This window comes from Variovorax sp. UMC13 (assembly GCF_014170375.1).
GTDB lineage: Bacteria > Pseudomonadota > Gammaproteobacteria > Burkholderiales > Burkholderiaceae_C > Variovorax.
This window is the reverse complement of the sequence record NZ_LZZW01000036.1, coordinates 24,166-39,283: the sequence shown is the minus strand read 5'-3', so window position 1 is coordinate 39,283 and position 15,118 is coordinate 24,166. Positions and strand designations below refer to the sequence as shown.

The 15,118-nt window shown below is 68.1% G+C and carries 10 protein-coding genes; 8 read left to right on the top strand and 2 right to left on the bottom strand.

Features of this window, described 5'->3' with window-relative positions:
- Positions 1-30 precede the first annotated feature (30 nt).
- Positions 31-1,230 carry a threonine ammonia-lyase gene (locus A9977_RS29725; protein WP_183028412.1) on the bottom strand — a complete coding sequence of 400 codons (1,200 nt, stop codon included), beginning with the start codon at positions 1,228-1,230 and terminating at the stop codon, positions 31-33.
- Positions 1,231-1,344: 114 nt separating this feature from the next.
- Between A9977_RS29725 and A9977_RS29720 the strand changes: the two genes are divergently transcribed.
- The 3 genes from A9977_RS29720 to A9977_RS29710 all read left to right on the top strand — a co-directional run bounded on the left by A9977_RS29720 (position 1,345) and on the right by A9977_RS29710 (position 7,749).
- Complete coding sequence (locus A9977_RS29720; RefSeq protein ID WP_183028411.1) at positions 1,345-3,669, top strand: ATP-binding protein; 2,325 nt, start codon at positions 1,345-1,347, stop codon at positions 3,667-3,669.
- Between the two features lie 107 nt (positions 3,670-3,776).
- Positions 3,777-5,345 carry a S41 family peptidase gene (locus tag A9977_RS29715; RefSeq protein ID WP_259652212.1) on the top strand — a complete coding sequence of 523 codons (1,569 nt, stop codon included), beginning with the start codon at positions 3,777-3,779 and terminating at the stop codon, positions 5,343-5,345.
- 286 nt (positions 5,346-5,631) lie between these two features.
- The gene (locus A9977_RS29710) at positions 5,632-7,749 is read left to right on the top strand and encodes a YadA C-terminal domain-containing protein (RefSeq protein WP_183028409.1); all 2,118 of its coding nucleotides are present in this window, start codon (positions 5,632-5,634) and stop codon (positions 7,747-7,749) included.
- A 97-nt stretch (positions 7,750-7,846) separates the two neighbouring features.
- Here the strand turns inward: A9977_RS29710 and recQ are convergent, their stop codons facing one another.
- Complete coding sequence (recQ, locus tag A9977_RS29705; RefSeq protein WP_183028408.1) at positions 7,847-9,742, bottom strand: DNA helicase RecQ; 1,896 nt, start codon at positions 9,740-9,742, stop codon at positions 7,847-7,849.
- 257 nt (positions 9,743-9,999) lie between these two features.
- Here recQ and A9977_RS29700 point away from each other — a divergent pair, with 257 nt between their 5' ends.
- The 5 genes from A9977_RS29700 to hutH all read left to right on the top strand — a co-directional run bounded on the left by A9977_RS29700 (position 10,000) and on the right by hutH (position 15,107).
- Positions 10,000-10,965, top strand: coding sequence for an ABC transporter substrate-binding protein (locus A9977_RS29700; RefSeq protein WP_183028407.1), 966 nt, complete (start codon positions 10,000-10,002; stop codon positions 10,963-10,965).
- A gap of 43 nt (positions 10,966-11,008) precedes the next feature.
- Entirely contained in the window at positions 11,009-11,842 is an 834-nt protein-coding gene (locus tag A9977_RS29695; RefSeq protein WP_259652224.1) for an ABC transporter permease, read from the top strand.
- Complete coding sequence (locus A9977_RS29690; protein WP_183028405.1) at positions 11,827-12,627, top strand: ABC transporter ATP-binding protein; 801 nt, start codon at positions 11,827-11,829, stop codon at positions 12,625-12,627. Before A9977_RS29695 ends, A9977_RS29690 begins: the two co-directional genes overlap by 16 nt.
- A gap of 15 nt (positions 12,628-12,642) precedes the next feature.
- A complete protein-coding gene (gene hutC / locus A9977_RS29685) occupies positions 12,643-13,380 on the top strand; it encodes a histidine utilization repressor (RefSeq protein WP_183028404.1) in 738 nt (245 codons plus the stop codon).
- A gap of 68 nt (positions 13,381-13,448) precedes the next feature.
- Complete coding sequence (gene hutH, locus A9977_RS29680) at positions 13,449-15,107, top strand: histidine ammonia-lyase (protein WP_183028403.1); 1,659 nt, start codon at positions 13,449-13,451, stop codon at positions 15,105-15,107.
- Positions 15,108-15,118 lie beyond the last annotated feature (11 nt).

The window sequence follows — 15,118 nt, the reverse complement described above, 5'->3', positions numbered from 1 at the left end:
GCCGCCCTGCGAGGGCTTGCCCGGAGCAGGTCAATGCTGCTCTTCGGCCTCGAAGCCCGCCTGTCGCAAGGCGGACAGCACCGCCGCCAGATGCGCGCGCCCGCGGGTCTGCAGCACCAGTTCGATGTCCACGTTCTGGGCCGCCAGCATGGTGAAGGCGCGCTGGTGGTGCACCTCGTCGATGTTGGCGCCCGCTTCGGCCACGGTCGTGGTGATCCGGGCCAGCATGCCCGGCACGTCGCGCGCGCTCACGCGCAGCCGGGCGAGCCGGCCGGCGCGCACCATGCCGCGTTCGATGATCGCGGCCAGCAGCAGCGGATCGATGTTGCCGCCCGACAGCACCAGCCCGACCCGCTTGCCCTGGAAACGCGCCGGATGCCGGATCAGCGCCGCCAGGCCGGCCGCGCCCGCGCCCTCGACCAGGGTCTTCTCGATCTCCAGCAGCATCAGCACCGCCTGCTCGATGTCGCCCTCGTCGACCAGCAGCAGGTCGTCCACATGTTTTTCGATCACTGCGCGTGTCAGCACGCCGGGCGTGCCCACGGCGATGCCTTCGGCGATGGTGCTGGTGCCCTGCGGGTGGTGGGTGCCCTGGACGGCGTTGACCATGGCCGGGAAGCGCGTGGTCTGCACGCCGACGATCTCGATGCCGGGCTTGCGGGCCCGCGCCGCGACCGCCATGCCGGCGATCAGGCCGCCGCCGCCGACCGACACCACCAGCATGTCCAGGTCGGGCACGGCGTCGAGCATTTCGAGCGCCACCGTGCCCTGGCCGGCCATGATGGCCTCGTCGTCGTAGGGGTGGACCAGCGCCAGGCCGTCGCGCTCCGACAGCTCGACCGCATGGGCGCGCGCCGCGTCCAGCGTGTCGCCGTGCAGCACCACTTCGGCGCCGAAGCTGCGCGTGCGCTCGATCTTCACGCCCGGCGTGAAGCGCGGCATCACGATGGTCGCGCGCATGCCCAGGCGCTGCGCATGGTAGGCCACGCCCTGGGCGTGGTTGCCGGCCGACATGGCCACCACCCCCTGGACGCCGCTCTCCGACAGGTCGACCAGCTTGTTGCAGGCGCCGCGCTCCTTGAAGGAGGCGGTGAACTGCAGGTTCTCGAACTTGAGGAACACCTGGGCGCCGACGATGTCGGACAGGGTGCGCGATTCGACGCAGGGCGTGGCCAGCAGCTGACCTTGCAGGCGCGCCGCGGCGCGTTCGATGTCTTGGATACCGATCATGCATGGCATTGTGGAGGGAATTGCAACATCGGGACATTTACCGATGCGCTGTCTTCCACAACGCAAAACTCTGCGTTATGGTCGCGCTGGGATTCCTTCATTGGAGGTCGTCGAATGGTCAAGCGCGCGGGTATCGATGCGGTGACTGCTCCCTTGCGCGGGCAGGCACTGCCGTCGCCCGGACTCAAGGAAGCACCGGTGCTCGAGCTCATGTGTTCGCACTTCGTGCTCACGCTCGCGGCCAAGCAGGGCCCGCGCTTCAACGTGCGCCGCGACCTCAACGGCCTGCTCTCGCTGACCGGCCGCCACCTGGTGTGGCCCGCCCCGGTGCTGCAGCGCCTGCGCGAATTCCTCGGCCGCCGCTGCGCCGGCAACGAGGTCTGGAAGGGCGTCGAGGCCTTCGACGGCCGCACGCTGCTGGAGCGCCACGGCGTCTGGCGCGGCCCCTATGAAGAGGGCACGCTGTTCTTCTACCTCGACGAATACGTCAAGGACCAGCCCAAGGACCTGCTCACGGTGCTCTCGGTCACCCGCGACTGGCTCACGCATGCGCTGCGCAAGCAGTCGACGCTGGTCGAGAAGAACATCGAGGCGCTGGCCGGTTTGCTGCAGCTCAACAAGGCCGAACGCGCGCTGCTGCTCTACGGCACGCTGGCGCGCTACCAGCGCGACCTGCGCTCGCTGCTGGTCGAGTTCAAGGTCAACAACGCGCCCGAGGCCTATGCCGCGATCGCCGAGGTGGCGGGCGTGAGCGCCAGCGACGTGGGCGAGGCGCTGCGCGCCGGCTCGCGGCTCGAGCGCATCGGGCTGGTCGAGAACCTGATCTCCGAACACAACATCACCGACCTGGCCGACCTGATGAAGGTCAGCGAGAAGCTGCCGCCGGTGCTGATGCGCGAGTACCGCGACCACAGCGAGCTGATGGCGGTGTTCACCCGGCCGTCGGCCAAGAGCACGCTCACCATCGACGACTTCTCCTTCGCGGCCGAGGACGCGCGCATGCTGGTCACGCTGTTGCGCGCCGCGGTGTCGCGCAAGGAGCCGGGCGTCAACGTGCTGCTCTACGGGCCGCCCGGCACCGGCAAGACCGAGCTGGCCAAGGTGGTGGCGCAGGCCGCGGGCCTGGACCTGTTCGAGGTCGAGTACGCCGACCGCGACGGCAATTCGCTCTCGGGCCGCGACCGCTACCGCTCGCTGCAGATCGCCCAGGTCTTCCTCAAGGGCAGCGCCCAGGCCGCGCTGCTGTTCGACGAGGTCGAGGACGTGTTCCCGCCGATCAGCACCGAGGCCGCGCAGTTCATGGCCCGCGCCGAGCAGATTGCCGCGCCCGCCAGCGGCAGCGTGAGCGGGAAGGCCTGGGTCAACCAGATCCTCGAATCGAACGCCGTGCCCACGCTGTGGGTCACCAACCGCATCGAGCAGATCGACCCGGCCTTCCGGCGCCGCTTCGCCTACCACCTCGAACTCAAGTCGCCGCCGCCCGGCGCGCGCGAGCAGCTGGTGCGCAAGACGCTCGAAGGCGTGACGGTGTCCGATGCCTTCACCGCCAAGCTGGCCGAGCGCCGCGGCCTGACGCCCGCGCAGATCCGCACCGCGGTGCGCTTCGCGCAGCTGGCGCGCACCGACGACGCCTCGGTCGAGGGCCTGATCGAGCGCCAGCTGAAGAACGCCGACCTGGCGCTGGGCACGGTCGACAAATCCCCCGGCGCGCGCCGCAGCGTGACCACCTACGACCTGGGCATGCTCAACGTCGAGACCCGCTTCGAGCTCCCGCGCATCGTCGAGGCGCTGCGCGTGCGCGGCCACGGCACACTGTGCTTCTACGGCGCGCCCGGCACCGGCAAGACCGCGCTGGCCGAGCACATCGCGCAGGCCATCGGCCGGCCGCTGATCGTCAAGCAGGCCAGCGACCTGATGAGCAAGTACGTGGGCGAGACCGAGCAGAACATGGCCGCCATGTTCAGGGAAGCCGAAGCCGAGAAGGCCGTGCTGCTGCTCGACGAGGCCGATTCCTTCCTGCAGGACCGGCGCGGCGCCCAGCGCACCTACGAAGTCACCGAGGTCAACGAGATGCTGCAGGGCATGGAGCGCTTCGGCGGCATCTTCGTCTGCACCACCAACCTGCTCGACCGGCTCGACCAGGCCGCGCTGCGCCGCTTCACCTTCAAGATCAAGTTCATGCCGCTGACCGCGCCGCAGCGCGAGCGCATGTTCGTGGCCGAGGCGCTGGCCGGCGACGCGTCGCTGCTGGATGCGGCGCTCCGGCAGCGGCTCGCGCGCCTGACGCAGCTGTGCCCGGGCGACTTCGCGGCGGTGAAGCGGCAAACGGATATCCTCGCGGCCGAGTTCTCGGCGGCCGAATTCCTCGACCAGCTCGAGGCCGAGCACCGCATCAAGCCTGAAGTGCGCGAATCGCGCGGCATGGGCTTCGTGCAATAGCATCGGCCGCCAACCGAAACCTGCCCGAGGGGGCAGCCACCACAACAGACGCAACGCCTTCGGCGGGATCGATGCGGCGTCACCAGAAGAAAGCGATGGGGGGAGACATGACACACCGGAACCCGGACGGCGCGGTGCGCCTTGTGCTGCAGGGCATGGCTTGCGCCGCCGTGCTGTCGATCGCCGGCTGCGGCGGAGGCGGCGGCGGTGGTGCTGCATCGGGGTCAGGTGCCACCCCGTCGACGGAGCCACCGCCGAGCGCGGCCAGCAGTGCGGCCCAGTGCGTCGCGCCGCGCACCGGCATCAACCCGTCCACCGGGCTGGCCTACGCCGACCGCGCGGGCACCGTGGCCGACGAGAAGAACTGGGTCCGCAGCTGGATCGACCAGACCTACCTCTGGTACGACGAGGTGCCGACCAACCTGCAGGCCGCCAGCTACGCCACGCCGGTCGCCTACTTCAATGTGCTCAAGACGCCGGTGCTCACCGCCTCCGGCCGCGCCAAGGACCGCTTTCATTTCAGCTATCCCACGGCCACCTACGGCGACGTGCAGCAGGGCACCGAGGTCGGCTACGGTGTCGAGTTCGCCTTCCTGCAGCGCATGGCGCCGCGCACCATCCGTGTGGCCTATACCGAACCGGACTCGCCGGCGTCGCGGGCCGGCATCGTGCGCGGCGACACCCTGCTGGCCATCGACGGGGTCGACGCGGCCACCGCCAGCAGCCAGGCCGATGTGGACCAGCTCAACAGCGCGCTGGCGCCGGCCACCAGCGGCCAGAGCCACGCCTTCAAGCTGCGCGCCAAGGACGGCACGGAGCGCACGGTCACGCTGGTGTCCGCCGGCATCGAGCGCTCGCCGGTGCAGAACGTGCGCACCCTCGACACGCCGGGCGGCCGCGTCGGCTACCTGCAGTTCAACGACCACGTCGCGAAGTCCGAAGCCCAGCTGGTGGCGGCGATGGGCCAATTGAGCGCGGCCGGCGTGAACAACATGGTGCTCGACATGCGCTACAACGGCGGCGGCCTGCTGGGCATCGCCAGCGAGGTGGCCAGCATGATCGCGACGCCCCAGGCAAGCCAGAGCGCGGTGTTCGAGAAGCTGCAGTTCAACCGCAAGAATCCTTTCAACGTGTCGGCCACGGGGTCGTCGGTGCTCTTCCCCACCACCACGCGCGGCTACTCGGTCACGGCCGGCCAGCCGCTGCCGCGGCTCGGGCTCACCCGCGTGTCGGTGCTGGCCGGCCCCGACACCTGCTCGGCCAGCGAGTCGGTGGTCAACGGCCTGCGCGGCATCGGCGTCACGGTCGACCTGATCGGCGCCGCCACCTGCGGCAAGCCCTATGGCTTCTATCCGCAGGACAACTGCGGCACCACCTACTTCGCGATCCAGTTCCAGGGCGTCAACGCCAAGGGCTTCGGTGACTACGGCGACGGCATGGCGCCGACCTGCACTGTCGCCGACGACTTCGAGCATGCGCTGGGCGACCCGGCCGAGGGCCGCTTCGCGGCAGCGCTGAGCTATCGCGCCAGCGGCGTCTGCCCGGTGCCGGCCGTGGCCTCGGCCGCGCGGCGCAGCGCCGCGGCGGCACCGCTGCCCGAAGCGAGCGGCACGCCCTACCTGGATCGCAACATGCTGCGCTCCAACCGGATCATCGAGTCCGCCGACCTCCAGTAGCAAAAAAAGACGCAGCGTCGCTGCTCACGGTGCGCTTGGGCCTTCACGGGCGCAAGCGTGCGGCCTGGCTGCGACTGCGACGCGCGGCGCCGATGAGGAGCGACCTGCGCCATGCGCGCGGGAAGCCCGTGCTTGGGTCAAAAAGAGTACTTTTGCACGAACAAAACCCAAGTTATTGACAATTTGAGGAGCTTTGAAAAGAAATTCCTTAGGATCCCGGCCGCACGGCAACGCACTGTGCGTGGCTTTGCTTTGGTTTTAAAAAAAAACATCCAGGGAGTTTTCAATGAGGTTCTTTTCTCGCTCGACGGTGTTGGCCGCCGTCCTGGCCGTGTGTGCTTCTCATGCATCGGCCCAGTCCGTCACCCTTCACGTAGACGATGGCACACAGGCCAGAAATTTCGGGCCGGGCGGTTCCACCGCGACGGCCAGTGGTGGGCCCTCGGTCACGAGCTTCGTCTTTGACGCCAATGGTCACGGATCGGTCGTCGACCAGCGGCCGACAGACATCACGGCGACGGCAGGGGCTTCGCGAAGCCGCGTGAGCACCACCGGCGCGACGCTCGAACACAGCCGCCCGCAGGGCGGCGTCAGCGCCGTGAGCGCGAACGACAACACGGCCTCCATCGGCAATTTCGACCGCAGCCCCAACGCCGGCCCCCAGTCCATCCGCAACGGCATGGTCGCCAGCTACGACGCCGCGGCGTCGAAGAACACCGTCCAGGCCGGCATCTTCGGCGCCAACCAGCAACTGTCGGCCGGCTTGCTCAGCGACGACACCGCGGGCAGCAACACGCTGATCGGCGACACCACGCTCACCGACAGCCTGACGGTGGAGGGCGCCACCACCACCCACGGCGTGACCAACACCGGCCACATTGCCACCACCACGCTGTCGAGCAGCGGCGATGCCGGTGTGGGCCATGGGGCGCAGTCCACAACGACGACGACGACGGCCAACTCTCGGGTCTTTGACAGCACTGGCAACATGTCGACCATCCAACAGACGAGTTCGACTGCTTCCGTCGGGGTGAATGACGGCAATGGAAACAATACGGCGCTCAGCCAGACGGCGACGGGCAACCTTGTCAGGGCGGCTGACGGCAACGGAAACCAGACTTCGCTCAAGCAGACGGCGACGACGTCGGATTCCCTGGTCAGCGACAACGCCGGCAATCAATCGCAGATCGACCAGACAGCGACAACCAGCGCGGTCGGGGTGAAAGACGGTACCGGAAACAATACGGCGCTCAACCAGACGGCTACGAACAGGGTCCTCGGAGTGAAAGACGGTAGCGGGAACCAGGCGGCGCTCTTTCAGACGGCGACGGGTTCGACCTCTTATGTCGACGACAGTGCCGGCAATCTGGCGACGATCGACCAGGCGGCGACGGGCAACACCGTCACGACGAAGGACAACAGCGGGAATCTGGGATCGCTCCATCAGACGGCGACGAACAGCTCTCTCAGAGTGAACGACGGGAACGGAAACCAGGCGTCGCTCAATCAGACGGCGACGAGCTCCAACACGGCGGTCCGCGACGGTGCCGGCAATGCGTCGGCGCTCGGGCAGACAACGACGAGCACCATTCTCGGCGTGGTTGACACTGCGGGGAACGGGTCGGGCATCCAGCAGACAGCGACGACCTTCAAATCGACCGTCCAAGACAGCGCGGGCAACTTCACGCAGATCAACCAGACGCCGAAGGAGATCTCGTTGGAGAGCCCGTCGTCGTCGGGGAACGGGGGGGGCTCGGTGGTCAACGTGACGCCCGACGCTGCGCAGTTGCTTCACTTCAACGGTACGGCCCCCATCATCACGGGCACCGTCGCTGCCGATGCAGGGACCACCACTGGCACTTTCGACAACGGGACGGGTCGCCTGTTGAGCGGGACCGCCTCCGACTACGACGCCGCCAGCGGCACGAGCACCACCAGCACCGGCATTTTCTCCGGCGCTTCCCCGAACGCGTTGACCACTGGTATCCGCAGCAGTGGCGCCACGGGCACCAACACGATCCTGGGCAGCACCACGCTCACCGACAACCTGACGGTGCGGGGCACCACCACCACCAACGGCATCACCAACACCGGCGATATCAAGACAGACACGCTCACGACCACGGGTGCGGCCACCAACGCGCAGGTTCAGCAGCAGCTCAGCGACAACCGCAAGGTTTCCGGCACCGGCGTCGCGATCGCCGTGGCGGCCTCGTCGATGCCGGCGCTCGAGGCCGGCAAGAACTTCGGCATGGGCGTGGGCGTAGGCACCTACGACGGCCGCTCGGCGGTTGCCGTGGGCTTGGCGGCACGCATTTCCGAATCGCTGCAGATCAAGCTCAACGTCGGCACCGGCACCGACGGCCGTGCCGCGGCCGGTGTGGGCGGCATGTTCTCCTGGTAAGCGGAAAGCGACTTCTCCACGGCGCCAGGTGCGCCGTCGGCGTCTTCAAAACCCGGCAGGCCTCAGGCCTGACCGGGTTTTTTTACGGCCCGGAGGCTCAGAACGCGCTGCATACCCGAAGCACATCCGCCCCGTAGGCCTCGAGCTTCTTGGTGCCGATGCCGCTGATGCCCTGCAGGTCTTCCAGCGTGGCGGGGGCACGTTCTGCAATGGCGGCTAGCGTGGCGTCGTGGAAGATCACGTAGGCCGGCAGGTTGTGCTCGCGCGCCACCTCGGCGCGCCAGGCCTTGAGCGCTGCGAAGCGCTGCTGGCCGGCCTCGTCCAGCGTGGCGGCGGCGGGCGATGGCGCGCCGCGCGCCGTCTTCTCGCGCCGCGGCTTGCGTTCGGCCGGCGCCGACACCGACTCGCGCAGGCTCACCACCTGTTCGCCCTTGAGCACCGCGCGCGAGCCGTCGGTGAGTTGCAGCGTGTTGAAGGCTTCCGAATTCACGGCCAGTGCGCCGGTCGCGATCAGCTGCCGCAGCACGCCGCGCAACTGCACTTCGCTGAACTCCGCGCCCAGGCCGAAGGTGCTGATGCCCTCGTGCCCGAACTGCTTGACCTTCTCGGTCGGCTTGCCGCGCAGTATGTCCATGATGTGGCCGGCGCCGAAGCTGATGCCGCTGTGCTGGTTCACGCGGTAGATGGTGCTGAGCAGCTTGCGCGCGGCATCCGTACCGTCCCAGACCTGCGGCGGCGTGATGCAGTTGTCGCAGTTTCCGCAGGGCGTGCTCTGCTCGCCGAAATAGCCCAAGAGCCGCACGCGCCGGCAGTCGCTCGCCTCGGCCAGCGACAGCAGCGCGTCGAGCTTGCCGCGCATGACCTGCTTGAACTCCTCGCCGGCCGGGCTCTCGTCGATCATGCGGCGCTGGTTCACCACGTCCTGCAGGCCGTAGGTCATCCAGGCGTCGGCGGGGGCGCCGTCGCGGCCGGCGCGGCCGGTCTCCTGGTAGTAGCCCTCGATGTTTTTCGGCATGTCGAGGTGGCCGACGAAGCGCACGTCGGGCTTGTCGATGCCCATGCCGAAGGCGATGGTCGCGACCACCACGATGCCTTCCTCGCGCAGGAAGCGGTCCTGGTGCTTCTGGCGCACCGCCGAATCGAGGCCCGCGTGATAGGGCAGGGCGTTGATGCCCGCGTCCTGCAGCGCGACGGCCACGTCTTCGACGCGCTTGCGCGACTGGCAATAGACCACGCCCGCATCGCCTTCGTGCTCGCGCTGGATGAAGCGCAGCAGCTGCGTGGTGGCGTCCTTCTTCTCGACGATGGTGTAGCGGATGTTCGGCCGGTCGAAGCTCGAGACGAACTGCCGCGCTTCCTCCAGCTGCAGCCGCTCGACGATGTCGGCGCGCGTCAGGTCGTCGGCCGTGGCGGTGAGCGCGATGCGCGGCACGCCCGCATAGCGCTCGTGCAGCACGGTGAGCGAGCGGTACTCGGGGCGGAAGTCGTGGCCCCACTGGCTCACGCAATGCGCCTCGTCGATGGCGAACAGGCTGAGCTTGCCGCGCTCGTGCAGCGAGTCGAGCTGCGACAGGAAGCGCGGCGTGTTGAGCCGTTCGGGCGCGGCATAGAGCAGCGTGATCTCGCCGCGCAGCATGCGGCGCTCGACGTCCTGCGTCTGTTCCCAGTCGAGCGTGGAATTGAGGAAGGCGGCGTTCACGCCGGCCTCGTGCAGCGCGCCGACCTGGTCGTGCATCAGCGCGATCAGCGGCGACACCACCACCGACACGCCGTGCCCCGCGCGCTGCCGCGCGATGGCCGGGATCTGGTAGCACAGCGACTTGCCGCCGCCTGTGGGCATCAGCACCAGCGCATCGCCGCCGCCGACGACATGGTCGACGATGGCCTGCTGGGCACCCCGGAACTGGGTGTAGCCGAACACCTCGTGAAGGATGTCCGCGGGCGTGGCGCTGCCCTGGTTTTCGGTGGAAGGGGGGAGGGTGGCGAGGGACACGGGGCCATTGTCCCCGATCGGTCCGTGCCATGGCTGGCACGCGCTTTGCAATAGACCAGTGGTCACGCGATGCCAACCTGTCTAGACAGCAATCTGGTGCATTCCCACTGAGACAATGCACCGAGATCGAGCGCTGGGGTAACCCTGTATAGACAAGTTGGGGCGCATGGCCACAATCCGTTCTCACCGACGCGGGCGCCAGCCCCCGACGCGTCGAACGGCTCGCTTTTCATCACGAACGGAATCCAGGAGTACCCATGGTCAAGATGGTCGTCAAAGTCACCTCGCTGCTCGCAGCCGGCCTGTGCGCAGCGGGCATTGCCACCACCGCTTCCGCGCAGGACACCAAGATCGTGCTCGGCATGTCCGGCTGGACCGGCTTCGCGCCGCTGTCGCTGGCCGACAAGGCGGGCATCTTCAAGAAGAACGGGCTCGACGTCGAGCTCAAGATGATCCCGCAGAAGGACCGCCACCTGGCGCTGGCATCCGGCGCGATCCAGTGCGCGGCCACCACCATCGAGACCCACGTCGCATGGAACGCCAACGGCGTGCCCATCGTCCAGATCTTCCAGATGGACAAGTCCTACGGCGCCGACGGCATCGCGGTGCGCGGCGACATCAAGAACTTCGCTGACCTCAAGGGCAAGACCATCGGCGTCGATGCACCGGGCACCGCGCCTTACTTCGGCCTGGCCTGGATGCTCAGCAAGAACGGCATGACGCTCAAGGACGTGAAGACCACCACGCTGTCGCCGCAAGCCGCCGCGCAGGCCTTCGTCGCCGGGCAGAACGATGCCGCCATGACCTACGAGCCCTACCTGTCGACCGTGCGCAGCAATCCGGCCGCCGGCAAGATCCTCGCGACCACGCTCGACTACCCGATGGTGATGGACACGGTCGGCTGTGCGCCGACCTGGCTCAAGGCCAATGCCAAGGCCGCTCAGGCGCTGACCAACTCGTACTTCGAGGCGCTCGAGATGATCAAGGCCGACCCGGCCAAATCCAACGAGCTGATGGGCTCGGCGGTCAAGCAGACCGGCGAGCAGTTCGCCAAGTCGGCGGCCTACCTGCGTTGGCAGGACAAGGCGGCCAACCAGAAGTTCTTCGCGGGTGAGCTCACGGCCTTCATGAAGGACGCCGAGAAGATCCTGCTGGAAGCCGGCGTGATCCGCAAGGCGCCGGAAGACCTGGCCGTCACCTTCGACGCGTCGTTCATCAAGTAAGCAGCAAGCAAGACAGACAATGGCGAACACGCGAACGGCACCGATGCCCGTGCCCCCTCCTTCGATCCCGGCGGCAACGCTCGCGCCCGTGCGGCGCCGGCGCATCGCGCCGCTGGAGCCGGTGAGCGCCCGCGCCCGCTGGCTGCTCGGCGTCGGCTTCTTCGTGCTGTTCGTCGCGGTCTGGGCCTTCTTCACCTTGGGCGGCTTCGTGTCGCCGACCTTCCTGGCCAGCCCGGTCACGATGGTGAAGGAAGCCTGGCTGCTGTTCACCGAGTACAACTTCATCCACGACATCGGCATGACGGTGTGGCGCGTGCTGGGCGGCTTCGTGCTGGCCACGGTCGTGGCCGTGCCGCTGGGCATCGCGATGGGCGCCTACAAGCCGGTCGAGGCCTTCCTCGAGCCCTTCGTGTCCTTCTGCCGCTACCTGCCGGCATCGGCCTTCATTCCGCTGCTCATCCTCTGGGCCGGCATCGGCGAGACGCAGAAGCTGCTCGTCATCTTCATCGGCTCGGTGTTCCAGATCATCCTGATGGTCGCGGTCATCGTGGGCGGGGCACGCAAGGACCTGGTCGAGGCCGCGTACACGCTGGGCGCCGACAGCCGCGGCATCGTCAGGCGCGTGCTGATCCCGGGCGCCGCCCCGGGCATCGCCGAGACGCTGCGCCTGGTGCTCGGCTGGGCCTGGACCTACGTCATCGTGGCCGAGCTCATCGGCTCATCCTCGGGCATCGGCCACATGATCACCGACAGCCAGGCGCTGCTCAACACCGGGCAGATCATCTTCGGGATCATCGTGATCGGCATCATCGGCCTCGTCTCGGACTTCGCATTCAAGGCCCTCAACCGCAAGCTCTTTGCATGGAGCACGATCTGATGTCGCGCAACCAGCTTTCCATCCAGGGTGTGTCCCGCGTCTTCGAGGGCACCAAGGGCCAGCGTACGCAGGCACTGCAGCCCATCGATTTCGAGGTCAAGGAAAACGACTTCGTCACCATCCTCGGCCCATCGGGCTGCGGCAAGTCGACGCTGCTGCGCATCGTCGCCGGCCTCGACTTCCCAACCACCGGCCAGGTGCTGCTCGACGGCGAGCGCATCGAAGGCCCGGGCGCCGACCGCGGCGTGGTGTTCCAGAGCTACACGCTGTTCCCCTGGCTGACCATCGCGCAGAACATCCGCTTCGGGCTCCGGGAGCGCGGCATGAGCGAAGCGCAGCAGAAGGAGCGCAGCGACTTCTTCATCGCCAAGGTCGGCCTGCGCGGCTTCGAGAACCATTTTCCCAAGCAGCTCTCGGGCGGCATGCAGCAGCGCACGGCCATCGCGCGCGCGCTTGCCAACGACCCCAAGATGCTGCTGCTCGACGAGCCTTTCGGCGCACTCGACAACCAGACCCGCGTGCTGATGCAGGAGCTGCTGCTCGGCATCTGGGAGTCGGCGCAGAAGACGGTGCTGTTCGTTACGCACGACATCGACGAGGCCATCTTCATGGCCAACCGCGTGGCCGTGTTCAGCGCGCGGCCGGGGCGCATCAAGACCGAAATCGCGGTCGACTTCCCGCACCCGCGCCACTACACGATCAAGACCTCGCCCGAATTCATGGCGATCAAGGCGCAGCTCACCGAAGAGATCCGCGCCGAGTCCATGGCCTCGGCCGAGCACTGAAAAGAAACCACGGCCATGAAACGCGATCTGCCGGCCCTTGCGCTCTACGAGCAGGTGAAGGAATTCATCTCTCGCAAGATCCAGGACGGCACCTGGCCGGCCGGCCATCGGCTGCCGTCGGAGCACGAGCTGGTCGCGCAGTTCGGCGTCGCGCGCATGACGGTCAACCGCGCGCTGCGCGAGCTGGTCGCGCAGGGCCGCATCACCCGCCTGGCCGGCGTCGGCAGCTTCGTGGCCGAGGACAAGCCGCAGTCGACGCTGCTGCAGATCGCCAACATCGCGAGCGAGATCCGCCAGCGCGGCCACGACTACCGCTGCGAGATGCTGGCCGTCGAACGCATCGCCGCCGCGCCCGACGTGGCCGTGTGGCTGGGCCTGCAGTCCGGCGCATCGGTGTTCCACAGCGTGTGCCTGCACCGCGAGAACGACACGCCCGTGCAGCTCGAGGAGCGCTACGTGAATCCGCTCGTCGTGCCCGACTATCTGGCCCAGGATTTCGAGGTCATGCCGCCCAGCGAGTACCTGGTGCGCAACGTGCCCTTCGACCAGATCGAGCATCTGGTCGACGCGGTGCTGCCCAGCCCCGAACAGGCCGAGCGGCTCGCGATGTCCCTCACCGAACCCTGCCTGCTGCTGACGCGTCGCACCTGGACGCGCACCACGCCCGTCACCTGGGTGCGCTGCCTGCACCCCGCTTCCCGCTACCGCCTCGGCAGCCGCTTCCGCGCCGACGGCAACCCCAGCTTCGGCTGAGGCCGCACCGTTTTCCGCTGTCCACATCCGCCCGCTCACGCGCCGAACCACCTGTATAGACAAGTAACATGACCGGTCTTTCCATCGCTTCTCCTATCGCCCGAGTGCTCACGCCGGCGGCTGTCGATCTGCCACTGCTGCGCGCCATCCATGCGGGCGGCGTCACCTTGTCGCTCGACCCGTCGACCACCGCCGGCATGTGCGCCGCGCAGGCCGCCGTGCAGCATATCGTCGACAACGACCAGGTGGTCTACGGCATCAACACCGGCTTCGGCAAGCTCGCGAGCACGCGCATCGGCAACGACCATCTGGCCGAGCTGCAGCGCAACCTCGTGCTCTCGCACAGCGTAGGCACGGGTGCGCCGCTGGCCGCGCCGGTGGTGCGGCTGGTGCTGGCCACCAAGGCGGTGAGCCTGGCGCGCGGCCACTCGGGCGTGCGGCCCGAACTGGTCGATGCGCTGCTGGCGTTGTTCAACGCCGGCGTCATGCCGCGCATCCCCGCCAAGGGCTCGGTCGGCGCCTCGGGCGACCTCGCGCCGCTGGCGCACCTGGCCTGCGTGCTGATCGGCGAAGGCCAGGCCACCATGGCCGACGGTCGCGTGGTCAGCGGTGCCGAGGCGATGCGCAGCATTGGCCTCGACCCCTTCGTGCTCGGCCCCAAGGAAGGCCTGGCGCTGCTCAACGGCACACAGGTGTCGACAGGGTTGGCGCTGGCGGGCCTGTTCGGCGCCGAGAACGTGTTCGCGTCGGCGCTGATGGCGGGTGCGCTGTCGCTCGAAGCCATTCAGGGCTCGATCAAGCCCTTCGATGCGCGCATCCATGCGGCACGCGGCCAGCCCGGCCAGATCGCGGTGGCCGCGGCCGTGCGCGAACTGCTCGACGGCAGCGACATCGTGCCCTCGCACGCCGACTGCGGCCGCGTGCAGGACCCGTACTCGATCCGCTGCATCCCGCAGGTCATGGGCGCCTGCCTCGACAACCTCGCGCATGCGGCGCGCGTGCTGGTGATCGAGGCCAACGCCGCCTCGGACAACCCGCTGGTCTTCGTCGACACCGGCGAAGTCATCTCGGGCGGCAACTTCCATGCCGAGCCCGTGGCCTTCGCGGCCGACATCATCGCGCTGGCCGTGAGCGAGGTCGGTGCAATCAGCGAGCGCCGCATCGCGTTGCTGCTCGACACCGGACTTTCGGGCCTGCCGCCCTTCCTGGTGCACGACGGCGGCCTCAACTCGGGTTTCATGATCGCGCAGGTCACGGCCGCCGCGCTTGCGTCGGAGAACAAGTCGCTCGCGCACCCGGCCAGCGTCGACAGCCTGCCCACCTCGGCCAACCAGGAAGACCATGTGTCGATGGCGACCTTCGCGGCGCGCCGGCTCGGCGACATGGTGGACAACACCGCAGTGGTGGTCGGTGTGGAAGCGATGTGCGCGGCCCAGGGCATCGAGCTCAAGCGCGGCAGCGTCACCCCCACGCTCGGCACTGACGTGTCCTCGCTTCCCCCCGAGGGGGCGCAGGCCGCCTTGGGGCGGCCCGGCGGCGGCCTGAAGAGCTCCGCGCTCGTCGAAGCCGAGTTCGCCAAGATCCGCACCCAGGTCGCCTTCCTCGAACGCGACCGCTATCTCGCCCCCGACATCGAGGCGATGCGCCAGTGGGCGCTGGCCGCCGATCTGCCGTCCGCCTTGCTGGGCTGCCTGCCCAGCCATTCGTTCCACGCCATCGCCCAGTAGTAGTTGAGGAG